Origin of the sequence: Azospirillum sp. A26, assembly GCF_042604635.1 — a bacterium.
GTDB classification, from domain to species: Bacteria; Pseudomonadota; Alphaproteobacteria; order Azospirillales; family Azospirillaceae; genus Azospirillum; species Azospirillum palustre.
Genome location: NZ_CP170475.1, coordinates 304,241 through 327,500 on the forward strand (window position 1 = coordinate 304,241; position 23,260 = coordinate 327,500).

18 protein-coding genes (1 of these 18 only partly in view) are annotated in these 23,260 nt (G+C 67.8%); 7 read left to right on the forward strand and 11 right to left on the reverse strand.

All coding sequences use genetic code 11. From position 1 onward, the window contains the following. Positions 1-323: 323 nt before the first annotated feature. Entirely contained in the window at positions 324-1,292 is a 969-nt protein-coding gene (locus tag ABNQ39_RS30230) for a cation diffusion facilitator family transporter (protein WP_376965198.1), read from the reverse strand. Positions 1,293-2,153: 861 nt separating this feature from the next. On the opposite strand from ABNQ39_RS30230, the gene ABNQ39_RS30235 reads away from it, so the two are divergent. After that, a complete protein-coding gene (locus ABNQ39_RS30235) occupies positions 2,154-3,083 on the forward strand; it encodes a replication protein RepA (protein WP_098735578.1) in 930 nt (309 codons plus the stop codon). A 142-nt stretch (positions 3,084-3,225) separates the two neighbouring features. Here the strand turns inward: ABNQ39_RS30235 and ABNQ39_RS30240 are convergent, their stop codons facing one another. Beyond that, positions 3,226-4,416, reverse strand: a complete 1,191-nt coding sequence (locus tag ABNQ39_RS30240) for an HPP family protein (protein WP_376965200.1) — start codon at positions 4,414-4,416, stop codon at positions 3,226-3,228. Between the two features lie 177 nt (positions 4,417-4,593). Between ABNQ39_RS30240 and soxR the strand changes: the two genes are divergently transcribed. After that, a complete protein-coding gene (gene soxR / locus ABNQ39_RS30245; protein ID WP_376965202.1) occupies positions 4,594-5,049 on the forward strand; it encodes a redox-sensitive transcriptional activator SoxR in 456 nt (151 codons plus the stop codon). A 75-nt stretch (positions 5,050-5,124) separates the two neighbouring features. Then, positions 5,125-6,360 (forward strand): D-alanyl-D-alanine carboxypeptidase family protein, encoded by a 1,236-nt coding sequence (locus ABNQ39_RS30250; RefSeq protein ID WP_376965204.1) that lies wholly within the window; start codon positions 5,125-5,127, stop codon positions 6,358-6,360. Positions 6,361-6,524: 164 nt separating this feature from the next. Here ABNQ39_RS30250 and ABNQ39_RS30255 read toward each other — a convergent pair whose 3' ends face one another. The 7 genes from ABNQ39_RS30255 to ABNQ39_RS30285 all read right to left on the reverse strand — a co-directional run bounded on the left by ABNQ39_RS30255 (position 6,525) and on the right by ABNQ39_RS30285 (position 12,345). Then, on the reverse strand, positions 6,525-7,262 hold the full coding sequence (locus ABNQ39_RS30255; protein WP_376965206.1) for a 2-keto-4-pentenoate hydratase: 738 nt from the start codon (positions 7,260-7,262) through the stop codon (positions 6,525-6,527). Next, positions 7,259-8,332, reverse strand: a complete 1,074-nt coding sequence (locus ABNQ39_RS30260; protein ID WP_376965208.1) for a LacI family DNA-binding transcriptional regulator — start codon at positions 8,330-8,332, stop codon at positions 7,259-7,261. The genes ABNQ39_RS30255 and ABNQ39_RS30260 overlap by 4 nt, the downstream gene beginning before the upstream one ends. Positions 8,333-8,344: 12 nt before the next feature. After that, complete coding sequence (locus ABNQ39_RS30265) at positions 8,345-9,283, reverse strand: 2-hydroxyacid dehydrogenase (protein ID WP_376965210.1); 939 nt, start codon at positions 9,281-9,283, stop codon at positions 8,345-8,347. A 31-nt stretch (positions 9,284-9,314) separates the two neighbouring features. Further along, positions 9,315-10,058 (reverse strand): amino acid ABC transporter ATP-binding protein, encoded by a 744-nt coding sequence (locus ABNQ39_RS30270; protein ID WP_376965749.1) that lies wholly within the window; start codon positions 10,056-10,058, stop codon positions 9,315-9,317. A 98-nt stretch (positions 10,059-10,156) separates the two neighbouring features. After that, the gene (locus ABNQ39_RS30275; RefSeq protein WP_098735417.1) at positions 10,157-10,966 is read right to left on the reverse strand and encodes a transporter substrate-binding domain-containing protein; all 810 of its coding nucleotides are present in this window, start codon (positions 10,964-10,966) and stop codon (positions 10,157-10,159) included. Between the two features lie 37 nt (positions 10,967-11,003). Beyond that, positions 11,004-11,657, reverse strand: coding sequence for an amino acid ABC transporter permease (locus tag ABNQ39_RS30280; protein ID WP_109048219.1), 654 nt, complete (start codon positions 11,655-11,657; stop codon positions 11,004-11,006). A 13-nt stretch (positions 11,658-11,670) separates the two neighbouring features. Further along, positions 11,671-12,345: an amino acid ABC transporter permease gene (locus ABNQ39_RS30285; protein WP_376965213.1), complete on the reverse strand. Its 675-nt coding sequence runs from the start codon at positions 12,343-12,345 to the stop codon at positions 11,671-11,673. Between the two features lie 315 nt (positions 12,346-12,660). On the opposite strand from ABNQ39_RS30285, the gene ABNQ39_RS30290 reads away from it, so the two are divergent. Further along, entirely contained in the window at positions 12,661-14,133 is a 1,473-nt protein-coding gene (locus ABNQ39_RS30290; protein ID WP_376965215.1) for an MFS transporter, read from the forward strand. A gap of 28 nt (positions 14,134-14,161) precedes the next feature. On the opposite strand, the gene ABNQ39_RS30295 is transcribed toward ABNQ39_RS30290, so the two are convergent. Then, positions 14,162-14,893: a TetR/AcrR family transcriptional regulator gene (locus ABNQ39_RS30295; protein WP_376965217.1), complete on the reverse strand. Its 732-nt coding sequence runs from the start codon at positions 14,891-14,893 to the stop codon at positions 14,162-14,164. A gap of 276 nt (positions 14,894-15,169) precedes the next feature. Between ABNQ39_RS30295 and ABNQ39_RS30300 the strand changes: the two genes are divergently transcribed. Both ABNQ39_RS30300 and ABNQ39_RS30305 read left to right on the forward strand, forming a co-directional pair. Next, complete coding sequence (locus tag ABNQ39_RS30300) at positions 15,170-16,375, forward strand: efflux RND transporter periplasmic adaptor subunit (RefSeq protein ID WP_376965219.1); 1,206 nt, start codon at positions 15,170-15,172, stop codon at positions 16,373-16,375. A 17-nt stretch (positions 16,376-16,392) separates the two neighbouring features. Further along, the gene (locus ABNQ39_RS30305; RefSeq protein ID WP_376965221.1) at positions 16,393-19,545 is read left to right on the forward strand and encodes an efflux RND transporter permease subunit; all 3,153 of its coding nucleotides are present in this window, start codon (positions 16,393-16,395) and stop codon (positions 19,543-19,545) included. Positions 19,546-19,695: 150 nt separating this feature from the next. Here ABNQ39_RS30305 and ABNQ39_RS30310 read toward each other — a convergent pair whose 3' ends face one another. Further along, positions 19,696-22,365, reverse strand: a complete 2,670-nt coding sequence (locus ABNQ39_RS30310) for a GAF domain-containing hybrid sensor histidine kinase/response regulator (RefSeq protein WP_376965223.1) — start codon at positions 22,363-22,365, stop codon at positions 19,696-19,698. 379 nt (positions 22,366-22,744) lie between these two features. Between ABNQ39_RS30310 and ABNQ39_RS30315 the strand changes: the two genes are divergently transcribed. Continuing rightward, positions 22,745-23,260 carry the start of a cation:proton antiporter gene (locus ABNQ39_RS30315; RefSeq protein ID WP_376965225.1) on the forward strand. It continues 741 nt past the right edge of the window, so the window shows 516 of its 1,257 coding nt (coding positions 1-516); it begins with the start codon at positions 22,745-22,747; the stop codon falls past the right edge of the window.

A 23,260-nucleotide genomic window follows, 5' to 3' on the forward strand; every position in this document is an offset into this window, starting at 1 on the left:
TTGGAAAAATGGGCATGAGTCGTCGCGCGGCCGGTGCCTGGGGCACCCCGCGTTCGACAGAACAGGTGACGGTAAGAAGAGCCGGCAGCGTAATGCGCGTCAGGCATCGGTCGGGCCATGCACCAAGCCGGGCAGCATGGGAGCGACCGGATCGCTCACGCAGGAAAACAGGGATACGCCGCGGGCGACCGGAGATCCGATCCCCCGCGGCCATCTGGGGCCGCTTGGCGAAGTGTTCATCGGGTCCCCGCCTGCCGGGCAGGGCTGCTCCATCCTGATTGCGCTCTGCCCGGCATGTGGTGTCGGTTCAGCCTTTTGCAAGGTTAACCGTTTGAAAGGCTTGGCCGGTCGCCGGCCGCCCGCACCTCGGTGAAGACGCGGCGGATCTCGGGGAAGCGCTCCTTCACCCGGCGCTCGATGCGGGCCAGCGTCCGCTCCACCTGACCGGCGCTGACCTCGTCCCGCACGTCCAGGCTGAGATTGACGATCACCACCTTGGGGCCGAGATGGATGGTCAGCACCTCGTTCACATGGTCGACCGCCTCCTCCTCCCGCACCAGGGCGCGCACCCCATGCACGAGGTCGGGGCGGGCGGCCTCGCCGATCAGCAGGCTCTTCGTCTCATAGGCGAGGAAGGCGGCGGTGGCGGCCAGCACCAGCCCGATCAGGATCGACCCGACGCCGTCATAGACCGGCTGGTCGAGCAGCAGATCCGCCGACAGGCAGGCGGCGGCGATGATCAGCCCGACCAGCGCGGCACTGTCCTCGAACAGGACGATGAAGACGGTCGGGTCCTTGCTGGCATGGACGGTCTCGAACACGCCGGCCTCGCCGCGGTCGGCGTTAAAGGCGCGCAGCGCCACCACCCAGCTGATCGCCTCCATCACGAAGGCGACGCCCAGCACGACGAAGTTGATCCAGGCGGACTCCACCGGCTGCGGATGGAGGATCTTCTCCACCCCTTCATAGATGGAGACCACCGCACCGCCGGCGAAGATCACCAGCGCCACGACGAAGGTCCAGAAATATAGCTCGCGCGCGTAACCGAAGGGGTGGCGCTCGTCGGGCGGCTTCTTCGACCGTTTCAGCCCCACCAGCATCAGCGCCTCGTTCCCGGTATCGACCAGGGAATGGACCGCCTCGCTCAGCATCGACGCGCTGCCGGTGATCAGTGCCGCGACGAACTTGGTGATGGTGATCGCCAGATTGGCCGCGATGGCGGCAAGGACGACCTTCCCCGATTCACCGTCTTCCGTCTCCCCCGCCGATGCCGCCCCGGATGTTTCGGCCATTGCATCCCGCATCCTGTCCCCCCTCCGGCCAGTCAGGCCCCAGGGCATGGAAACTCCGCCGTGGCCGGCCTGTTCCCTGGCGGCCGGATTCCTGAACCTTGGTGACGCTTCGAGGGCACAGGACCGGTCCGGGTTTGAACTTTGGTGACGCCTATAGCCGGACCGACTCGACGTGATTCCTGAACTTTGGTGACGCTGGGCGAGCGCGGGGTTTGAACTTTGGTGACGCTCCGGGCCTCGACTCGACATGGATTCGACTCGATCAGGCGTTTGAACTTTGGTGACGCCCGGACTGTGTGAAGAGATGACGGGTGGCGGAGCGAACGTCACCTCACCTCATCCACCAGTCCCGCAAAGGCAGGTTTCTATCTAAATCAACCACTTGACGGAAATTTGCCTGGATCCCCGCCTTCGCGGGGATGACGGAAAGCGCATGACCTTCAACAGGCAACGGGCCGGACAAAGGGCGCACAGCCCGTCACTCCGCCCATCCCAGCCGCTGGAATCCTTGAACTTTGGTGACGCTCCGCGGGCGCAGAAGGCCGACTCCGGCCTCGAATCGACAAGGCCAGCGTCACCAAGGTTCAAACGAACAGCCCGGTCCCTGCCGCGATTCGTCCACAGGCGCCCGAGTCTTCCCCATGAACTCTGGTGACGCGTGGCTTGAACTGTGGTGACGCGACTCGGACTTATCCCCTGAACTTTGGTGACGAATCTAATAGTTGGTTTCAAATAGGTTCCAAATAGCCTGCGTCACCAAGGTTCAAATTGCCTTCGGCGCGATCCGGGGTGTTGTATCTGGCAGGTTCGGTCATCGGCCCGTCACAGGACGGTCACGCTGGCCAAAAGCTGGAGGTCGGCATGGGCAGCATTCATCGTTTGATCGAGACTCACGGACGCGACGGCGCGCTGGCCCTCGTTTCGGACGAGGAACGACCGCTGATCGACATCGCCGCGGCGGTCCAGGCCGCGGAAAACGGCAAGCTCGGCATCACCTATGCCGGATTCTGCCAGACCGCGCTGCCGCACCGCCAGCTTCCCGACGACCAGCATTGGGAACGGCCCGGCCACAAGGTGAAGCTGGTCATCCAGCCCGGCGTGATCGAGGACCGCAACGGCGTCACCCGCCGAATCGGCGTTCCCTATGGCAGCCGGGCCCGCATGATTCTGCTCTATCTCCAGACCCGTGCGATTCAGACCGGGAATCCGGAGGTCGAGCTTGGCGGCTCCATGCATGACTGGCTGAAGCGCATGGACATCCCGATCTGCGGCAAGGCCTATCGCGACGTGGAGGATCAGGCGGCCCGCCTGTCGGCTTGCCACCTGACCTTCTTCACCGACGCCGACGGCGGCCGGCGGCAGAGCAAGGAATCAATCGTCGCCGACGCCATCCAGCTGCGCCGGCCCGACGACCGCCAGGGCACTCTGTTCACCGAGACGGTGCGGCTCAGCGACAGCTTCTTCAAGGCCTTGCGCGAGCATCCGGTTCCGGTGGCGGAAGAGGCGCTGAAGGCGATCAGCGGCAAGTCGATGGCGCTCGACGTCTATATCTGGCTGGCCTACCGCCTGCATTCGCTGGACAAGCCGACGCCGATCACCTGGGCGGCACTGCATGGCCAGTTCGGCGCCGGCTATGCCCTGGTCCGCCAGTTCAAGACCAAGTTCATCCCGAATCTGAAATACGCCATGGCCGCCTATCCGGACGCCCGTGTCGAGGAATCGGGCGAAGGGCTGATCCTCCACCCGTCGCGTCCGCCGATCAACGAGCGGGTGGTTGCGCGCATCGCCTGATGCCATTCCGATTCTTGAACTTTGGTGACGCGGACCGCTCCGATTCTTGAACTCTGGTGACGCTTCCTCCCTTCGGACTAATCCTTCCGGAGTCCCGTCACCAGAGTTCAAGAATCGCCGCCGATGCACAGCAGCCGGGCTGTTACGCCCGCCCGGCCGTCACATCGCGCAGGTAACCGCGGGGCAAGGCGTCGTTCAGCCCGTCGACCCCGGTCTGCACCGCACGGGCGAGCGCGGTTCGGGCCAGCACCACCAGCAGGTCGGTCTGAGTGATCATCCCCAGCACGCGCCGGTTCTGGTCGATGATCACCACATCGTGGGTGCGGCCGTCGGACAGCCGGCCGAGCAGTCCGAAGACCGGGGTGTCGGGCAGCTCGGTCACTGCCGGCGCCATCACCGTGGCGACCCGCGATCCGTGGTGCAGAACGTCGCCATGCGACAGCTGCTCGTGCCCGACGATGCCGACCACGGCATTCTGCGCATCGACCACCGGCAGGGTGCGGAAGCCGTGCTCCAGCAGCCGGGCGCGGGCCAGCTGGGGATGGGTGTCCGGCGTGACGGTGACGAGGTCGCGCGACATGATCTCGCGGCAGGTGATGTCGGCGTGCAGCCGCTCCAGCGCGTGCAGCTCGGCATTGACCAGCAGGGCGCCCAGATCGTCGCGGCTGACGTCCAGCGTTTCGGCCAGCGTGCGCAGTGCACCGTCGACATCGCCCTGGGTCAGGCCGGGCCGCAGCTGCGGCGGCGGATCGTTGGTGCGGTGGGTGTTGACCGCCTTGTGCGGGTAGCGGTGGCCGGACAGCCGGTGGAACATCAGCCCGGCGGTCAGCAGCAGGATGGAATTCACCGCGACCGGGAAGAAGGCGAACTTGATGCCCATCTCGGTCACCGCCGGCCCGCCCAGCACCGCGGTCAGCGCGGCGGCGCCGCCGGGCGGATGCAGGCAGCGGGTCAGCGACATGGTGGCGATGGCCAGCGCCACCGCGGCGGCCCCGGCCAGCATCGGGTCGGGAATGACGGCGGCGACCAGCACCCCGACGATGGCCGACAGCGTGTTGCCGCCGACGATCGACCAGGGCTGGGCCAGCGGGCTGGCCGGCACGGCGAACAGCAGCACCGCCGACGCCCCCATCGGCGCCACCAGGACCGGCGCACTCGACATGTAGGTCAGCATGTTGCGGCAGAGCAGTCCCGTCGCGGCGATGCCCAGCAGCGCGCCGCAGCAGGCGATCATGCGGTCGCGCAGCGTGGCGCCGGGCAGGATCGGCCGGAACACCACCGCACCCAAGCCCGCCAAGCGCTCACGCAGGGCGGCAAGCTTTCCCCTGGTCATTCGGTTCCCATTCCCCTGGTCCAAAATTCTGGGTCCAAATATCTGATTGCCCAATCGGCACTTTGCCCATTCGGGCGGCAAAGTCGGGGCAGGCTAAAACCTCAACAGAACTTGAGGTCAAGCGGAAAAGCCGCCAGACTGGCGGGACGGAGGGTTGCAGGAGAGGGGAGGGCCGCAATGCTGTCGCCGGAGGAATACGACAAGGACCTGACGGTGGGGGAGGTGGCGCGCCGGTCCGGCGTGGCGGTCTCGACCATCCATTTCTACGAGGCACAGGGGCTGATCCGGAGCTGGCGCAATCCCGGCAACCAGCGCCGCTTCTCCCGCGACGTGCTGCGCCGGGTGGCAGTGATCAAGGTGGCGCAGCGGCTCGGCATCTCGCTCGCCTCCATCGCCGACGCGCTGAATGCCCTGCCGGAGGACCGCACCCCGACCACCGCCGACTGGCGCCGCATGTCGGAGCGCTGGCGCGAGGAACTGGACGACCGCATCGCCAAGCTGACCAAGCTGCGCGACAATCTGGACGGCTGCATCGGCTGCGGCTGCCTGTCGATCCGCGACTGTCCCCTGCGCAACCCGTGGGACGAGCTTGGCGATGGCGGCGCCGGGCCGCGGCTGCTGGATCCTGCCTGAGGGATTTGGCCTGATGGGTTCCGCCGGACAGACCTGCAATCCCCTACGAAAATAAGTGATGCAGAGGGCGCGGCGATGGTCCATGGAAACGGCCGTCACAAGACCCATCCGTCGCCTCAGGGGATCAACAGGGTGATCGTCGTCAATCCGCGGCCGCGCTCCGAAGGCCGTTCCGCCGCACTGCTGCGCCATCTGGCCGGCTGCCTGTCGCTCGCCGCCGCCATGCTGCTGTCCGCCCCCGCACTCGCGCTGTCGCAGCCGGACACCGCGGCCAAGCAGGCCTATCTGGTCGATCTCTCCAGCGGTGAGGTGCTGCTGGACAAGAACGGGACGGTGCGCATGGCGCCGTCCTCGATGACCAAGATGATGACGGCCTACCTGACCTACGACGCGCTGGTCCATGGCCGGACGACGCTCGACACCAGCTTTTCGGTCAGCCAGACCGCCTGGAAGATGGGCGGCTCGCGCATGTTCCTGAAGCTGGGCAGCACGGTGCGGGTGGAGGATCTGCTGCGCGGCCTGCTGATCGACAGCGGCAACGACGCCGCCGTGGCTCTGGCCGAGGGGCTGGCCGGCAGCGAATCCGCCTTCGCCTCGATGATGAACGCCAAGGCGCGCGAACTGGGGATGGCCGACAGCCATTTCATGAACGCCAGCGGCTGGCCGGATCCGGGCCACTACACCACCGCCCGTGATCTGGCGACCCTGGCCACCCACCTGATCCGCGACTTTCCGCAGTTCTACCATTATGAGTCGGAGCGGAACTTCGCCTGGAACGGCATCCGCCAGGGCAACCGCAACCCGCTGCTCTACCATCCCGTCAGCGTCGACGGCATCAAGACCGGCCACACCGAGGTCGGCGGCTATGGCCTGACCGCGTCGGGGGAGCGCAACGGGCGCCGGCTGGTGCTGGTGGTCAACGGCCTGCCCAGCCCGCAGGCCCGCAACGACGAGCCGACCCGGCTGCTCGACTGGGCGTGGAACAGCTTCAAGCTCTATCCCCTGCTGCGCAAGGGCGAGCTGGTGGAGCAGGCCCCGGTGTGGATGGGCGAGGAGGACAGCGTTCCGGTGACGGTCGCCGACGACGTCACCGTCACCATGGCGCCGGCCGACCGCAACAGCCTGCATGTCGTCGCCACCCTGGCCGAACCGCTGCCAAGCCCGGTCCATCGCGGCGACGTGGTCGGCCGGCTGCGCATCGACTATGACGGCGCCGTCCGCCGGCAGGTCGATCTGGTTGCCGGCGCCAACGTCCCGGCCTCCAGCGGCCTGACCGCACTCGGCCAGCGGCTGGGGCATCTGCTGCCGTGAGCATGATCCCCCTCTCCCCCCCGGGGAGAGGGGCGGGGTGAGGGGGATGCAGAGGGTGGATTTGGTGGGGAATGGGGAGTGCGCGGTTCTTGAAGATCCTCGCCGCGCGACCCCCTCACCCTAACCCTCTCCCCGGGGGGAGAGGGGATCGGATTTCCCTTCGCTCAATCCACCTTCAGCGTGATGGTGCCCATGGTGCCGTAGCGGGCGACCGAGCGGCTGCCCGGCTCGACGAAAATGGTGCCGGTGCAGGAGCCGGTGGTCACTACCTCGCCTTCATGCAGGCCGCCGAAGCTGCGGGCGCCGACATTGGCCATCCACACCAGCAGGCGGACCGGATCGCCGGCGCTGTTGCCGCCGACGACATCGACCTTGGTCTCGCCGTCGATCTCCAGCGTCACCGTCTCCGTCACCGGGTCGAGCGCGCGCCAATCGGCGATGGCCGGGCCGACGATCAGGGCGCCGTGGTTGAACTGGTCGGCCATGTGGCTCAGCCGATCCTGGCTGCCGAAACCGGCGAAGCGGGTGTCGACGATCTCCCAGGCGGGATGGACCGAGGCGACGGCGGCCAGAACCTCTTCCCGGCTGTAGGGCTGCTCGCGCACCGGCAGGTCGCGGGCGAAGCGGTAGGCGATCTCCGCCTCCACGCCGATGACCTGGAAGATCTTGGCCGGCAGGTGATCGGTGTTTTCGAAGACGGTGGCGGCGTTGATCGGCGCGCGGAAGGGCTCGGCGTCGGGCGTGGCAGCGCCGACCTTCCAGGCGGTGACGGGACCCAGGCGGCGGGCGACGGCGTCCTGGATCTCGTAGGCCTCCGCTTCGGTGGCGGGGCGGTTGTCCAGCCCGGTCAGCCACTGGCGGGTCTCGCGTGCCTCGATCAGGGCCTCGACGGTATCGGTCATGACAAATCTCTGTGATGGAGGGAAGAAGAAGGAGAGCCGCAGGATTGGCGGACGACCAGCCGGCTCGGCAGGATGATCCGCTCGGGCGGGCCCTGCGGGTCGGCGATCCGGCGCAGCAGCAGCCGGGCGGCCTCCTGACCGATCTGCCTTGCGGAGGTGGCGACGGTGGTCAGCGCCGGCCGGCTGAGCGCCGCTTCCGGCACGTCGTCGAAGCCGGTGACGGCCAGATCGCGCCCGGCCCGCAGGCCGCGCGCCTCCAGACCCAGCATCAGCCCGAGCGCCACCACGTCGTTGTAGCAGAGCGCCGCCGTGGGTGTCTGCGGCCTATTCAGCAGATCGTCGGCGATCCCGGCACCCGACCGCCGGGTCAGCGGGCAGCGCAGGACCAGATCGTCGGCCAGCCCGTGCCGCCGCATCGCCGCGGTGAAGCCGGCATGGCGGCCGGCGTAGGCGGAATGGTCCAAGGTGCCGCCGACGAAGGCGATCCGCCGATGGCCGAGCGCGACGAGATGATCGATGACCGTCTCGATGCCCGCCTGATAATCGACCCCGGCGTAATCCCGCCCCCGGCCGGACTCCAGGCTGTCGGGGACGAAGCGCAGCGCCTGCACGCAGGGCAGCCGCCAGCCGTCCAGCCGGTCGAGCAGCCCGCTGTCCGTCCCGGCGGCCGGGCAGAGGATCACCCCGTCGACATTGTGCTCCCGCATCCGCTGGAGGAAGCGGTCCTGGCGCTCCGGCTGCTCGGCGGTGTTGGCGATGAAGGCGACGAAGCCTTCGGTGTCCAGCACGTCGTCGACCCCCGCCGTCAGCTCGGCATAGAAGGGGTTGTTCAGTTCGCAGACCAGCAGCCCGACCGTCTGGGTGCGGGCGGCGCGCAGGTTGGCGGCGCCGCGGTTGTAGATGTAGCCCAGCGCCGCCATGGCGGCCTGGACCCGCTCCCGTGTTTCCGTCGCGACCAGCGGGCTGCCGCGCAGCACCAGCGACACGGTCGAGCGCGACACCCCGGCATGGCCGGCGACCTCCGTCAGGGTGACGCTGCCCGGCTTTTCTCTATCGCGCGGCTTGGCCACGGCGGGGGCGCCTCACACCACGGCGGTCGGCGGCGGCCGGCCGGCGAAGAAGGCCTCCAGATTGTCGAGCACCAGCTGGCCCATCGCCATCCGCGTCTCCACCGTGGCGCTGGCCTGATGCGGCTGGAGCACGACGTTGTCGAGGCCGTAGAAGCCCTCCGGCACGTTCGGCTCGTCGGCGAAGACGTCCAGCGCGGCGCCGCCGATCCGGCCCTCGGTCAAGGCCGCCAGCAGTTCCGGCTCGTCCACCACGCTGCCGCGCGCGACGTTGACCAGCAGACCCTCCGGCCCCAGCGCGTCGAGCACGGCGCGGCCGACCATGTTGCGGGCGTCCGCCCCGGCCGAGGCCGCGACCATCAGGATGTCGCTCTCCCGCGCCAGATCGACCGGCGAGGCGACGAAGCGGTAGGATACGCCGTCGCGCGGCTTGCGGTTGGTGTAGGCGATGGTCATGCCGAAGGCTTCGGCACGCCTGGCGATGGCCTCGCCGATGCGGCCCAGACCCAGCACGCCCAGCCGCTTGCCGCTGACCTTGCGGGCGAGCGGCAGCTTGCCCGTCGGCCATTGGCCGGCGCGGACGAAGCGGTCGCCAACCATCATCCGGCGCGACCCGGCGATCATCAGCCCGATGGCGAGATCGGCCACATCGTCGGTCAGCACGTCCGGCGTGTTGCTGACGCGCACGCCGCGGCCGCGGCAATGTTCCAGATCGACCGCATCGGTGCCGACGCCGTTGATGGCGACGATCCCGAGATCGGGCAGGGCATCGACCACCGCGTTCTTCACGCCGGTGCCGCCGCCGGTGACGACGGCGCGCACCCGGCCGGCGACCTCGGCGATCAGCCGGTCGCGGTCCGGGGCGGCGGACAGGCGGTGGACGGTGTAGGTCGCATCCAGAGCCTGCTCGATGGCGGGCATCATGGGTTCGACGAGAAGAATTTCGGGCTTCATCGCAATTTTTCCTTGGTGGAACGGCGGGTGCTCAGTGCGCGAGGATCTGGCCGAGGAAGCTCCGCGTCCGCTCCGATTTCGGGGCGGTGAAGAACTCCTCCGGCGTGTTCTGCTCGACGATCTCGCCGCGGTCCATGAAGATGACGCGGTGGGCGACCGATTTGGCGAAGCCCATCTCGTGCGTCACGCACAGCATGGTCATGCCGTCTTCCGCCAAGCCGATCATGGTGTCCAGCACCTCCTTCACCATCTCCGGATCCAGCGCGGAGGTCGGTTCGTCGAACAGCATCACCTTCGGGTTCATGCAGAGCGACCGCGCGATGGCGACGCGCTGCTGCTGGCCGCCCGAGAGCTGGCCGGGGTATTTGTCGGCCTGTTCGGGGATGCGCACCCGCTCCAGATAGCGCATCGCGGTGGCCTTCGCCTCGGCCTTGGTGGTGCCGCGCACCTTCAACGGCGCCAGCATGCAGTTCTCCAGCACGGTCAGGTGCGGGAACAGGTTGAAGCTCTGGAACACCATGCCGACCTCGCGCCGGACCATGTCGAGCTGGCGGTGGTGCGGGCCGAGTTCGACGCCGTTGACGGTGATCCGGCCCTTCTGGTGGCGTTCCAGCTGGTTGATGCAGCGGATCAGGGTCGATTTGCCCGATCCGGACGGGCCGCAGATGACGATGCGCTCGCCCCGGTGGACCGCCAGGTCGATGTCCTTCAGCACCTGGAACTGATCGTACCATTTCTGGACGCCTTCCATGCGGATGACGACATCCGCGCCCATCGCAGGTGCGATGCCGTTGCGCGTCGGTTCGGTCGCCAGTGCCATGGTCCTGTCCTCCACCGGGGGTTGCGCTTTGCCTGATTTACGACTTGCTGGCCTCAGGACTTGCTGGCGGTGACCGCCGCCGGCAGGTCGGTGCCCAGCCACTTCTGGTGGATGGCGTTCAGCTCGCCGTTCTTCTTCACGGTGTCGAGGAAGCCGTTGACCCAGCCCATCAGCTTGTCCTGGCCCTGGCGCAATGCCACGCCCTGGACCTGGCTCTTCAGCACGAACTTCATCTCGTAATTGGCCTGCGGCGCCATCGTCTTGATCTGCTGGGCCACCACGTTGCTGACGCCCAGCGCATCGACCTGACCGGACAGCAGGGCCTGCACGGCGCTGGCGTCGTCGTCGAAGCGCATGACGCGGGCATCCTTTGGCGCCACCGCGGTCAGCGACTGGTCCTGGGTGCTGGCGCGGGCGACGCCGACGCTCTTGCCCGACAGATCCTCGGCCTTCGCGACAGTCGACTTCTGCGGGGCGAGCAGCCCGATCTCGATGGCGGCATAGGGCTCGGAGAAGGCGACCTGCTTGGCGCGCTCCGGCGTGATGCCGAGCGAGGCGACCAGGACGTCGACCTTGCCGGTCAGCAGGTAGGGGATGCGGTTCGGACCGGTCACCGGCACGATGTCCACCGGCACGCCCATGTGCTTGGCCATCAGCTTGGCGACGTCGGCGTCATAGCCGTCCGGCTTGCCGTCCGAGCTGGTGATGCCGAAGGGCGGGAAATCGACCAGCATGCCGATGGTCAGCTTGCCCTTGCCCTTGATGTCCTCGACGCTCTGGGCGTGTGCCGTGGCGGTGAGGCCGACTGCGGCGGTCATCAGGGCGCCGGCGACGATCAGGCGGCGTGTGACGGTGAAGGCCATGGGTGTTTCCTCCGAGTGCGGGTGTTTTATTGGGACTTCAACGGGAAGGCGCGGCGTAGCGGGCTTCCAGGCGCTGGCTCAGCAGCGACAGCGGCCAGCACAGCGCGAAATAGATCGCGGCGACGATGCCGAAGACGAGGAAGGGCTGGAAGGTGGCGTTGTTGACGATCTGGCCGGCGCGGGTCAGCTCGACGAAGCCGATGATGGCGGCCAGCGAGGTGCCCTTGATCACCTGCACCAGATAGCCCACGGTCGGCGGCACCGCGACCTTCACCGCCTGCGGCAGGATCACGTAGCGCATCAGGCCGGGATAGCGCAGGCCGAGCGACGAGGCCGCCTCCCACTGGCCGCGCGGCACCGACTGGATGCAGCCGCGCCAGATCTCGCCCAGGAAGGCGCTGGTGTTCAGCGTCAGCCCGACCGCCGCGGCCACCCACGGGCTCATGTCGATGCCGATCACGGTGGCGCCGAAGAAGACGAGGAACAGCTGCATCAGCAGCGGCGTGCCCTGGAACAGCTGGATGTAGCCGGTGGCGAGCAGGCGCAGCGGCTTCACGTCCGACGTGCGGCCGAGCGCCACGAACAGCCCGACGATGCCGCCGCCGATGAAGGCGATGACCGACAGCATCAGCGTCCATTGCACGGCGCTGAGCAGGAACAGGAATTCGTTGTATCCGAAGGCGCGGATCATCGCTCGGTCCCCCTCAGCGCCGGTCAACGGTGTAGGCGAAGGCCAGCCGGTAGATGCCGGCGAACAGGGCCGAGAACATCAGCGCCAGCACCAGATAGATCCCGGTCACGACGATGTAGATCTCGAAGCTGCGGAAGGTCTGCGACTGGATGTTGTTGGCGACCGAGGTCAGCTCGTCGGCGGAGATGGCGGACACCACGCTGGAACTCAGCATCAGCAGGATGAACTGGCTGGTCAGCGCCGGATAGACCGTGCGCAGGGCCGGCTTCAGCACGATGTAGCGGAAGACCTGCAACGGCCGGAGGCCCAGCGCCAGCCCGGCTTCGATCTGGCCCTTGTGGATGGATTCGATGCCGGCGCGGATGATCTCGGTGGCGTAGGCGCCGACATTGACGACCATCGCGATCATCGCCGCCACGTCCGGCGACAGCCGGAGCCCGACCGTCGGCAGCCCGAAGAAGATCAGGAAGATCTGCACCAGGAAGGGCGTGTTGCGGATGACCTCGATATAGGCATTGATCGCCCAGCGCACCGGCTTCGGCCCGGAGGTCTTGCCGAGCGCGCAGAGGATGGCGACCACCATGCCGATGGCCATGGCGCCGAACGACAGCCTGACGGTCAGCCACGCCCCGTCGAGCAGATAGTCCCAGGACGCGAACACCGCGTCGAATTGAAAATCATAGGTCACGGGCGTTCCTCCGCACCCGCGTCGCGCCGCCTTCCAGAAAGCTCTTCAAGAAGGCTCGGCATCGCACGGATTGCCTTTGTCCGCTCAAGTCTTGTCGTCCGGGATGCTGCCCGGACCGCAGGACGCATTTCTGCGGTCCAACTGCCGACACACGCTAATTGGATCGATCCAAAAGCGCAATGGGAAATGAGGAGAGTCAGGACAATTCGCATGCCAGATATTTGACGGGACCCTGCGGGTGCGGAAACCTTCCGGCGGCACGCCGTGTTTTCACAGGCACGACATCTGCCGCCAGCCTTGGGGAGTCAGCCCGACATGACCGCTGCAAACAGCGCCGCCGCGGTGAGCAGTCTGGTGCCGGCCCGGATGGACCGGCTGCCCTGGGCGCGCTTCCACTGGATGGTGGTGATCGGGCTGGGGGTGAGCTGGATCCTGGACGGCATCGAAATCCAGCTGATCTCGGCCTCCGGCTATAAGGAGAGCCTCGGCATGTCGAGTGCCGAGGTCGGGCTGGCCGGCACCATCTATCTGATGGGGCAGGTGGTGGGCGCGCTGGTCTTCGGCCGGCTGACCGACCGCTGGGGACGGAAACGGCTGTTCATCACCACGCTGGCGCTCTACCTGATCGCGTCCGGCATCGCCGGCTTCGCCTGGACGCCCTGGTTCCTCTATGTCTGGCGCTTCATCGCCGGGATGGGCATCGGCGGCGAGTATGCCGCCGTCAACTCGGCCATCGACGAGCTGATCCCCGCGCGGTTCCGCGGCCGGGTCGACATCGCCGTCAACGGCACCTATTGGGCTGGTGCGATGATCGGCGCGGTCGGCAGCGTCTTCCTGCTCGACCATTCGCTGGTCCCGGAAAATCTCGGCTGGCGCATCGCCTTTTTCATCGGCCCGCTGCTCGGTCTGATCATCATTTATCTGCGCCGGCACATCCCGGAAAGCCCGCGCTGGATGGTCACCCATGGCAGGGAGGCGGAGGCCGAGCGCATCGTCGACGACATCGAGGCCAGCGTGCGGGAGCAGGGCAAGGCGCTGGCGCCGGTCGATCCGAAGCGCGCCATGCACATCGTTCCGGAAGAGTCGGTGTCCTACGCGCAGCTGGTCGACGTCTTCTTCCGGCAGTATCCGACGCGCACCGTCCTGGGCGTGACGATGATGGTGACGCAGTCCTTCCTCTACAACGCGATCTTCTTCACCTACGCGCTGGTCCTGCAGAATTTCTACCATCTCGACCCGTCGCAGACGGCGGTCTATTTCTTCCCCTTCGCCGCCGGCAACCTGATCGGGCCGCTGCTGCTGGGTCCGCTGTTCGACACGGTGGGGCGGCGCCGGATGATCTTCGGCACCTATCTGCTGGCGGGGGTCGTGCTGCTGGTCTCCGCCTTCCTGTTCCGCCAGGAGGTGCTGACCGCGAACACCCACACGATCTTCTGGTGCGTCTCCTTCTTCTTCGCCTCGGCCGGCGCGTCGTCGGCCTATCTGACGGTCAGCGAGATCTTCCCGCTGGAGGTCCGGGCGCAGGCGATCTCCTATTTCTTCGCCATCGCCCAGGTGGTGGGATCCACCGGCCCGCTGCTGTTCGGCTGGCTGGTGGGGGAGGGGACGGAGCGCGACCCGCTGTTCTGGGGCTATGTGCTGGGGTCGGTGGTGATGATGGTCGGCGGGGTGGTGGCGCTGGTCTATGGCGTCGATGCCGAAGGCAAGGGGCTGGAGGACATCGCCGAACCGCTGACCAAGGCCGGCCGCGCCCGCGGGGTGGGGGATACGGCGGCGGAGACGATCTGAAAGGCGGCGATTTGAGGCTTCCCTCTCCTCAGCCCGCCTCGGCCACCCTCGCGCACGCCCCGTTCAGGAAGAGGCGCACCGCCTGCCGGACATAGCGGTCGAGGTCGGGGATGGCCGGCGCGCTCTGCGGCAGGATCAGGCGGCGGACCAGCAGGTTGCCGGTGACCATGCCCAGGAAGGCCTGCGCGGCGGCGGCCGGATCGTCGATGCTCAGGTCGCCGCTGTCCGACAGCCGTTTCAGATAGTCGGCCACCCGGCCGATGGCGTTCTCCGGCCCGATGCGGAAGAAGGCTTCGGTGATGTCGGGCACGCGGTCGCCCTCCGCGATCAGGATGCGGACGGTGGCGGTCGTCTCCTCGTTCAGCAACGCCTTGACCAGATGCAGCGCGAAGGCGGTCAGCCCGGCCTCCGGCGTCACCCGCTCGTCAGCCTGGGCGGGGGCGAGGCCGGAGAGGATCATGGCGTTGTCCTCCTCCATGATGGCGCGGAATAGCCCTTCCTTGTCGCCGAAATGCTCGTACAGCGTGGCGCGGGAGCCGCCGGCGACGGCGATGATGTCGCTCAGCGTCGTCTTCTCGAACCCCTTCTCGACGAACAGGCGCCGCGCCGCCGTCAGGATCGCCTGCCGGCGCGCCAAGCCGCGCGGCCCGCAGGTGGCCGGCCCGCAAGCCGGTCCGGCAATGGCGGCGGTCGGCTGGTGTCCGATTCCGACCTTCTCTATCGGGGCCTTCTCGATCTGGGCCTTTTGGCTGCTGGTCATCTTGCGTTTCCCTCGGTCCCGGGCCGCGATCCGGCACATTCTGCAAAAAGGACGTGGGAGTTCCCGGTGACTTCCGATGTTCCGGCCCCATATCGGGCATTTGCGGAACCCCCTTGCGCGGTGCAGCATTCTGAATGTATCGTCTGGTACACTGTACTGTATGAGACAGTACTAAGCAACGGGGATGTGCCGGACCGCCTGACCCCGCAGCGTATAGATAGAGCGTGCAGCAGGGAGACGGGTCCGCCGACGTGCGGCGCCGAGACGAGGAAACAGATGTCCAGTTCAAAGCCATTCATGACGTTGGCCGCGGCGGCCTGCCTGATCGCGGTGCTCGCCGGCTGCAACCAGCAGAAGCAGGCATCCGGCCAGCCCCAGGGTGCCGGCGGCCCGCCCGAGGTCTCGGTCGCCACCATCGAGCCGCAGCGCCTGCCGGTGACCACCGAGCTTCCGGGCCGCACCGCCCCCTACCGGGTGGCGGAAATCCGCCCGCAGGTCAGCGGCATCGTGCTGAAGCGCCTGTTCCGCGAGGGCAGCGAGGTCAAGGCCGGCGACCAGCTCTACCAGATCGACCCCGCCACCTACGAGGCGTCGCTGGCGAGCGCCCAGGCCGACGTGCAGAAGGCGGAAGCCAATCTCCAGGCCGCCCGCAACAAGGCGTCGCGCTATGGCGATCTGGTCAAGAACAGCGTGGTCAGCAAGCAGGACTTCGACGACGTCCAGGCCTCGCTGAAGCAGAACGAGGCGCAGGTCGCCTCCGCCAAGGCCGCCTACAACCTCGCCAGCATCAACCTGAACTACACCAAGGTTTTCGCCCCGATTTCCGGCCGCATCGGCAAGTCGGCGGTGACGGAAGGCGCGCTGGTCACCTCCAACCAGGCGACGGCCCTCGCCACCATCCAGCAGTTCGACCCGATCTATGTCGACGTGACGCAGACCGCCTCGCAGCTGATGAAGCTGCGCGAGGACATGGAGACCGGCCGCATCCGCCCGGCGGAACCCGGCAAGATCCCGGTGACGCTGTTCCTGAATAGCAACGCCAGCGGCGACGACACCGCCTATCCGGCGAAGGGCGAGCTGCAATTCGCCGACGTGACGGTGGATTCCGGCACCAGCTCGGTCCAGCTGCGCGCGGTCTTCCCCAACCCGAACAAGCAGCTGCTGCCCGGCCTGTTCGTCCGCGCCCGCGTCGAGCAGGGCGTGGCGGAGAACGCCATCGCCGTGCCGCAGGCCGCCGTGGCCCGGTCGCCGGACGGCTCCGCCCGCGTCTGGGTGGTGGGCGCCGACAACAAGGCGACCCCGCGCACCATCAAGACCGAACGCCCGGTCGGCAATGTCTGGCTGGTGTCGGACGGGCTGGCTCCCGGCGAGCGCGTGGTGGTGGAAGGCCTGCAAAAGCTGAAGCCGGGTGCCGAGGTGAAGCCGGTGCCCGCCCAGAACGCGCTGGCCGCCTTGCCTGAAAAGGCCGCCTCGGCCCGCTAATCCCAGGAACCGTCCCCATGTCGAAATTCTTCATCGACCGCCCGGTCTTCGCCTGGGTCATCGCCATCGTCATCATGATGGCGGGCGCCCTGGCGATCCTGCGGCTGCCCGTCGAGCAATATCCGAAGATCGCGCCGCCGACGGTGTCGATCACCGCCAGCTATCCCGGCGCCTCGGCCAAGACGCTGGAGGACACGGTCACCCAGGTCATCGAACAGAAGATGACCGGGCTCGACCATTTCCGCTACATGTCCTCCAACAGCGACTCCTCCGGCAACGTCACCATCACCCTGACCTTCGAGCCGGAGGCCAACCCCGACATCGCCCAGGTGCAGGTCCAGAACAAGCTGCAGCTGGCGACGCCGCTGCTGCCGCAGGAGGTCCAGCAGCGCGGCATCCAGGTGTCGAAGGCCGGCAACGACTTCCTGCTGGTGGTCGGTTTCGTGTCCAGCGACGGGCGCCTCAGCCAGGGCGACATCGCCGACTACGTCACCTCCAACCTCCAGGACACGCTGAGCCGCGTCGAAGGTGTCGGCGACATCACCGTCTTCGGGCCGCAGCATGCCATGCGCATCTGGCTCGACCCCGACGCGCTGAACAACTTCGCACTGACCACCACCGACGTCTCCAACGCGATCAAGACCCAGAACGCCCAGGTCTCCGCCGGCCAGCTCGGCGGCGCCCCGGCGGTCCAGGGCCAGCAGATCAACGCCACCATCAGCGCCCAGTCGCGGCTCCAGACGCCGGAGCAGTTCGGCGCCATCCTGCTGCGCGTGAATCCCGACGGGTCGCAGGTGCGGCTGCGCGACGTGGCGCGGATCGAGATCGGGTCCGAGACCTACGAGATCAACGCCGCCTACAACGGCAAGCCGGCGGCCGGCGTCGGCATCAAGCTGGCGACCGGGGCCAACGCGCTCAACACCGCCGCCGCGGTCAAGGCGCGGGTGGCGGAGCTTCAGCCCTTCTTCCCGGCCGGCATCGAGGTTATCTACCCCTACGACACGACGCCCTTCGTCCAGCTGTCGATTCACGAGGTGATCAAGACGCTGTTCGAGGCCATCGTCCTCGTCTTCGTCGTGATGTACCTGTTCCTCCAGAATTTCCGCGCGACGCTGATCCCGACCATCGCGGTGCCGGTGGTGCTGCTCGGCACCTTCGGCGTGATGTCGGCCTTCGGCTTCTCCATCAACGTGCTGACGATGTTCGGCATGGTGCTGGCGATCGGCCTGCTGGTCGACGACGCCATCGTCGTGGTGGAGAATGTCGAGCGCGTGATGGGCGAGGAGGGGCTCCCCCCGCGCGAGGCGACGCGCAAGTCGATGGACCAGATCACCGGCGCGCTGGTCGGCATCGCGCTGGTGCTGTCGGCGGTGTTCGTGCCGATGGCCTTCTTCGGCGGCTCGGCCGGCGCCATCTATCGCCAGTTCTCGCTGACCATCGTCTCGGCGATGGCGCTGTCGGTGCTGGTCGCCCTTGTCCTGACCCCGGCGCTCTGCGCCACCCTGCTGAAGCCGGTCGCCAATCATGGCGAGGGGCACGGCCATGCCCGCGGCGGTTTCTTCGGCCTGTTCAACCGCGGCTTCGATGCCGGCAGCCGGGTCTATGTCCGCGGCGTGCGCGGCGCGGTCAACCGGCTGGGCCGCTACTTCATCGCCTATGCCCTGATCCTGGGCGGGCTGGGCTATCTGTTCGTGCAGATGCCGTCCTCCTTCCTGCCGACGGAGGATCGCGGCCAGCTGTTCGTGCTGTGGTCGGCCCCGCCGAACGCCAGCTCGCAGCGCACGGCCGAGACCGCCAAGGCCGTCACCGCCTATATGCTGGAAAAGGAGAAGGACAGCGTCGAGGGCCTGTTCACCATCGTCGGCTTCAACTTCTCCGGCCGCGGCCAGAATGCCGGCATGGCCTTCGTCCGGCTGAAGGACTGGAGCGAGCGTACCCAGGCCTCGCAGAAGCCGCAGGCCATCGCCGGCCGGGTGATGGGGGCGATGTCGAAGCTGAAGGACGCGGTGCTCTTCTCCTTCCTGCCGCCGTCGGTTCCCGGCCTCGGCAATGCCACCGGCTTCGACCTTCAGCTGGTCGACCGCGGCGGGCTGGGCCATGACCGGCTGATGCAGGCGCGCAACCAGCTGCTGGGAGCGGCGGCGCAGAACCCGAAGCTGGTCGGCGTCCGCCCCAACGGGCTGGAGGACACCCCGCAGTTCAAGCTGGACATCGACCGTGAGAAGGCGAGCGCGCTCGGCCTGTCGCTCAGCGACATCAACACGACGCTGTCGGCGGCCTGGGGCTCGTCCTACGTCAACGACTTCATCGACCAGGGCCGGGTGAAGAAGGTCTATCTCCAGGCCGACGCGCCCTACCGCATGCAGCCCAGCGACATCGATCGCTGGTACGTGCGCAATGCCGGCGGCCAGATGGTTCCCTTCTCCGCCTTCACCACGGCGCAGTGGATCTACGGCTCGCCGAAGCTGGAGCGCTACAACGGCTCCTCGTCGGTGAACATCCAGGGATCGGCCGCACCGGGCATCAGCTCGGGCGAGGCGATGACCGAAATGGAGACGCTGATGCAGAAGCTGCCGCCGGGCATCGGCTACGAGTGGACCGGCCTGTCCTACGAGGAGCGGCTCAGCGGCTCGCAGGCGCCGGCGCTCTACGCCCTGTCGATGATCATCGTCTTCCTCTGCCTCGCCGCTCTCTATGAGAGCTGGTCGGTGCCGGTGTCGGTCATCATGGTGGTGCCGCTGGGCGTCATCGGCGCCGTCATCGCGGCGACGCTGCGCGGCCTGCCGAGCGACGTCTATTTCCAGGTCGGCCTGCTGACCACCATCGGCCTGTCGGCGAAGAACGCCATCCTGATCGTGGAGTTCGCCAAGGCGCTCTACGACCAGGGCATGGAGTTGAAGGAGGCGGCAGCGGAGGCCTGCCGTCAGCGCCTGCGTCCCATCATCATGACCTCGATGGCCTTCATCCTCGGCGTGCTGCCGCTGGCGATCAGCACCGGCGCCGGGTCGGAAAGCCAGAACGCCATCGGCGTCGGCGTGATGGGCGGCATGATCTCCGCCACGGTGCTGGCGGTGCTGTTCGTACCGGTCTTCTTCGTCGCGGTCTACCGGCTGTTCGTCCGCAGGCGGCCGGGGCATGGCGCCATGCCGCAGCCGGCGGCGGGGGACTGAGGCTTGCGGCCGCCGCCCACCTCTCCCCTGGGAAAATCCCCCTCTCCCCCCCCGGGGAGAGGGTCGGGGTGAGGGGGATGCGCTGCGTGGCTTGGTTGGGGAACAGCAAGCGCGCGCTTCTTGAAGATCCTCGCCGCGCTCCCCCCTCACCTAACCCTCTCCCCGGGGGGGGAGAGGGGGGCCAGCCTCCGTCAGCAATGTGTCCAGCACCTCGACCAGATGGTCGATGCGGTAGGGTTTCGGCAGCACCATCACGCCGGTGGCGCGGGCGACCTCCTCGCTGTAGCCGGTCGCCAGAACGACGGGCAGATCGGGCCGGAGCCGCTGCGCGCTCCGCGCCAGATCGACGCCGCTCATGGTGCCGGGCATCACCACGTCGCTGAACAGCAGGTCGAAGCCGCCGGCCTCCAACAGGGGCAGCGCCTCGTCGGCCGTGGCGGCACGGGTGATGGTGAAGCCGGCATCCTCCAGCGCGGTCGCCACGGTCAGCGCGACGATGGGGTCGTCCTCCACCACCAGCACATGGCCGCCGACCCGGCTGGCACCGGCCTCCGCCACCGGCTTGGCCGCCGTCGCCGGGGCGGTGCCGGACCGGCGGATCAGCAGGCCGACGGTGGTGCCGCGCCCTTCCTCGCTCTCGATCCAGACGGTGCCGCCGGAATGGCGGGCGAAGCCGTAGACCTGCGACAGCCCCAGCCCGCTGCCCTTGCCGATCTCCTTGGTGGTGAAGAAGGGATCGAAGGCGCGGGCCTGCACATCGGCCGGCATGCCGGTGCCGGTGTCGCTCACCGTCAGCCGCACGAATTCGCCCGACAGCCCGTTCGGCGCCTGCGGATCGCCGTGCGTCAGGGTGACGTTGGCCGCGCGGATCGACAGCATGCCGCCGTCCGGCATCGCGTCGCGCGCGTTGACCACGAGGTTCAGCAGGGCCAGCTCCAGCTGCGTCGCATCGACCTCCACCGGCCAGAGCCCGGTGGCGAAGTCCACCTCCAGCCGGATGTCGGCGCGCAGGGCCCGGTTCAGCAGCTCCGACATGCCGAGCACGCGGTCGCGCAGATCGACCGTCTCCGGCCGCAGGGCCTGCCGGCGGGCGAAGGCCATCAGCTGCTGCACCAGCTTGGCGCCGCGGTCCACCGCCTGCCGCCCGGCATCGACCAGCGGCTGGATGCGCGTGCCCTCCGCCCGCTTCTCGATCATGTGCAGGCAGCCGGACAGCGCCTGGAGCAGGTTGTTGAAGTCGTGGGCGACCCCGCCGGTCATCTGGCCCAGCGCCTCGGTCTTCTGCGTCTGCAACAGGGCGATCTGGACGCGCTCGCGCTCGGCCACCTCCTCGGCGACGCGGGCCTCCAGCGTGGCGTTGAGCTGTTGCAGCTCCTCCTCGGCCCGTTTCGCCTCGGTGACGTCGCTGCCCTCGACGAACAGGCCGGTGACGCGGCCGTCCTCATCCTTGATCGGCTGATAGACGAAGGTGAGGAAGCGCTCCTCCAGCGGCCCGTCCGGCCGGCGCTGGAAACTGATGGGGACGCTGTGCCCGACGAAGGTCTCGCCGCTGGCATAGACGCGGTCGAGCAATTCGAAGAAGCCCTGGCCTTCCACCTCCGGCAAAGCGTCCCGCGCCGGGCGGTCCATCAGATCCCGGCGGCCGACCAGCTGCATATAGGTGTCGTTCGCCAGTTCGAAGACATGGTCCGGCCCGCGCAGCACGCACATGAAGCCCGGCGCCTGCCGGAACAGGGTGCGCAGCCGCTCCCCCTCCGCCGCCAGCCGGGCGTTGGCCGCCTCCACCGCGGCGCGTTCGCGGATCAGCGCCGTGTTGGCCGCCCGCAAGGCCGCCTCGGCGAGGGCGCGCTCGACCGCGGCCCAGGTCCGTTCGGCCACATCCTCCGCCAGGGCGGCGTCGGTTTCGGTCCAGTGGCGCGCCTCGCCCTCATGCAGGTAGAGGATGGCCGTCAGCTGTCCCGCCTTCAACAACGGCACGACCAGCAGCGCCCGAGCCCCGATCCCGGCGAAGGCCGCCGCCGGCCCGTTTCCGCTGGTGCGGGGGTCGGTGGCGACATCGTCGACGCGCAGCGTGTATCCCGCCCGCAGCTCGGCGATCAGCGCCGGGCCGAAGCTGTCGAGCGGCCGGGACTGGCCGGCGAGGCTTTCCACCCCGCTGTCGCTCCAGTCCCGGTCCACCGAAATCATGCTGCCGGTCGGATCGATGCGGCCATAGCCGGCCCGCGCCACCCGCAGATGACGGGCGATGGCTTCGGCGGCGGCGGCGGTGATGCCGACCGGATCGTTCAACCCGCGCAGCTTCTCCGCCAGATCGAGCTGGAAGGTCAGCCGCCGTTCGGCCAGCACCCGGGCGGTGTTCTCGGTGCAGGCGCAGAACATGCCGGCGACGCGGTCGGCCTCGTCGCGGACCGGGCTGTAGGAGAAGGTGAAATAGGTCTCCTCGCGATAGCCGTGCCGCTCCATGAACAGCTGCCGGTCCTCATGATAGGTCGCCTCGCCGGCGAGCGCCCGTGCCACCAGGGGGACCAGATCGTCCCAGATGTCGGCCCACACCTCGGCGAAGGGACGGCCCAGCGCCTCCGGCTTGTCGCCCAGGATCGGGCGGTAGCTGTCGTTGTAGAGAAAGGTCAGCTCCGGCCCCCAGACCGCGAACATCGGGAAGCTGGAGGTCAGCATCAGGTTGACGATGGTGCGCAGCGATTGCGGCCAGTCCTCCGGCGGGCCGAGCGGAGTCGCCGACCAGTCCATGTCCCGCATCCGCCGGCCCATCTCGCCGCCGCCCGTGAAGACATCCGGACCGCTGCCGGTTCTGCTTTTCATACCGTCAGGGTTTTCCATGCCGCCGGCTGCGCGGACGGGACCTGCGGATTGACGCAGCCTTGCGGCGTCCTGCCAGACCGGGTCGGCCATCATGCCACCGATTTCGCGGCCGCGGCGGTACGGCGACGATGAGCATAAATTAGAGGAAACATAAGGATCCCTGCACAGATCGTGGCGCAAGAATAGGCAATCGCAACAGGGGTGGCAATCAGCGCTCTCTAACCATTTGGGAGTAGTTGACCTGAATCCTCATACGCCCGCGACTTTCGCAGCTCCGCCGATGTTTTCGAGATCATCGCAGCCGGCAGCCGTTTCTTGGTCCGGCCCGGAGTTTGTCGGGCAATTGCGCAGCGTGCGCTGCTTTTTTCGGAGAATGCTCGTGGGGCCGTTCAATCTTTCCGCCATATTGCTGACCCTGGCGGCGATCTTCGGTCTCATCAATTACAAATGGCTCAGGCTGCCCAACACCATCTCGCTGTTCTTCCAGGGGCTGGCACTGGCGCTGCTGGTGAGCGGCATCGACGCGGTGGGCTCCAGCCTGGGCGTCGGCGACTGGTTGCGCGGCCTGATCGGCGAGATCAGCCTGCCGGCGATCCTGCTCGACGGCATTCTCAGCCTGCTGCTCTACACCGCCGCGGTGAACGAGGATCTGTGCGTCCTGCTGACGCGGAAATGGACGGTTCTGGCGCTGGCGACAGTGAGCGTCCTGCTGTTCACCGGCCTGATGGGGGTGGGGCTGCACCTCCTCTTCCCGCTGGTCGGGATCGAGGTGCCGCTGATCTGGTGCCTGGTGCTGGGGGCGGCGGTTGCGCCGACCGATCCGGTGGCGGTGCATGGCATCCTGGGGCGACTGCCGGTTCCGGACAGCTTGCGGTCGGTGATCTCCGGCGAAAGC

What these genes read in the sequence shown, in the direction of transcription:
- ABNQ39_RS30235 (WP_098735578.1), top strand. Translation starts at nt 2,154, where the DNA reads ATGGGCAGCATTCATCGTTTGATCGAGACTCACGGACGCGACGGCGCG.
- ABNQ39_RS30230 (WP_376965198.1), bottom strand. Translation starts at nt 1,292, where the DNA reads ATGGCCGAAACATCCGGGGCGGCATCGGCGGGGGAGACGGAAGACGGT.
- ABNQ39_RS30255 (WP_376965206.1), bottom strand. Translation starts at nt 7,262, where the DNA reads ATGACCGATACCGTCGAGGCCCTGATCGAGGCACGCGAGACCCGCCAG.
- ABNQ39_RS30310 (WP_376965223.1), bottom strand. Translation starts at nt 22,365, where the DNA reads ATGAAAAGCAGAACCGGCAGCGGTCCGGATGTCTTCACGGGCGGCGGC.
- ABNQ39_RS30290 (WP_376965215.1), top strand. Translation starts at nt 12,661, where the DNA reads ATGACCGCTGCAAACAGCGCCGCCGCGGTGAGCAGTCTGGTGCCGGCC.
- ABNQ39_RS30295 (WP_376965217.1), bottom strand. Translation starts at nt 14,893, where the DNA reads ATGACCAGCAGCCAAAAGGCCCAGATCGAGAAGGCCCCGATAGAGAAG.
- ABNQ39_RS30240 (WP_376965200.1), bottom strand. Translation starts at nt 4,416, where the DNA reads ATGACCAGGGGAAAGCTTGCCGCCCTGCGTGAGCGCTTGGCGGGCTTG.
- ABNQ39_RS30275 (WP_098735417.1), bottom strand. Translation starts at nt 10,966, where the DNA reads ATGGCCTTCACCGTCACACGCCGCCTGATCGTCGCCGGCGCCCTGATG.
- ABNQ39_RS30265 (WP_376965210.1), bottom strand. Translation starts at nt 9,283, where the DNA reads ATGAAGCCCGAAATTCTTCTCGTCGAACCCATGATGCCCGCCATCGAG.
- ABNQ39_RS30270 (WP_376965749.1), bottom strand. Translation starts at nt 10,058, where the DNA reads ATGGGCGCGGATGTCGTCATCCGCATGGAAGGCGTCCAGAAATGGTAC.
- ABNQ39_RS30280 (WP_109048219.1), bottom strand. Translation starts at nt 11,657, where the DNA reads ATGATCCGCGCCTTCGGATACAACGAATTCCTGTTCCTGCTCAGCGCC.
- soxR (WP_376965202.1), top strand. Translation starts at nt 4,594, where the DNA reads ATGCTGTCGCCGGAGGAATACGACAAGGACCTGACGGTGGGGGAGGTG.
- ABNQ39_RS30250 (WP_376965204.1), top strand. Translation starts at nt 5,125, where the DNA reads ATGGTCCATGGAAACGGCCGTCACAAGACCCATCCGTCGCCTCAGGGG.
- ABNQ39_RS30300 (WP_376965219.1), top strand. Translation starts at nt 15,170, where the DNA reads ATGTCCAGTTCAAAGCCATTCATGACGTTGGCCGCGGCGGCCTGCCTG.
- ABNQ39_RS30305 (WP_376965221.1), top strand. Translation starts at nt 16,393, where the DNA reads ATGTCGAAATTCTTCATCGACCGCCCGGTCTTCGCCTGGGTCATCGCC.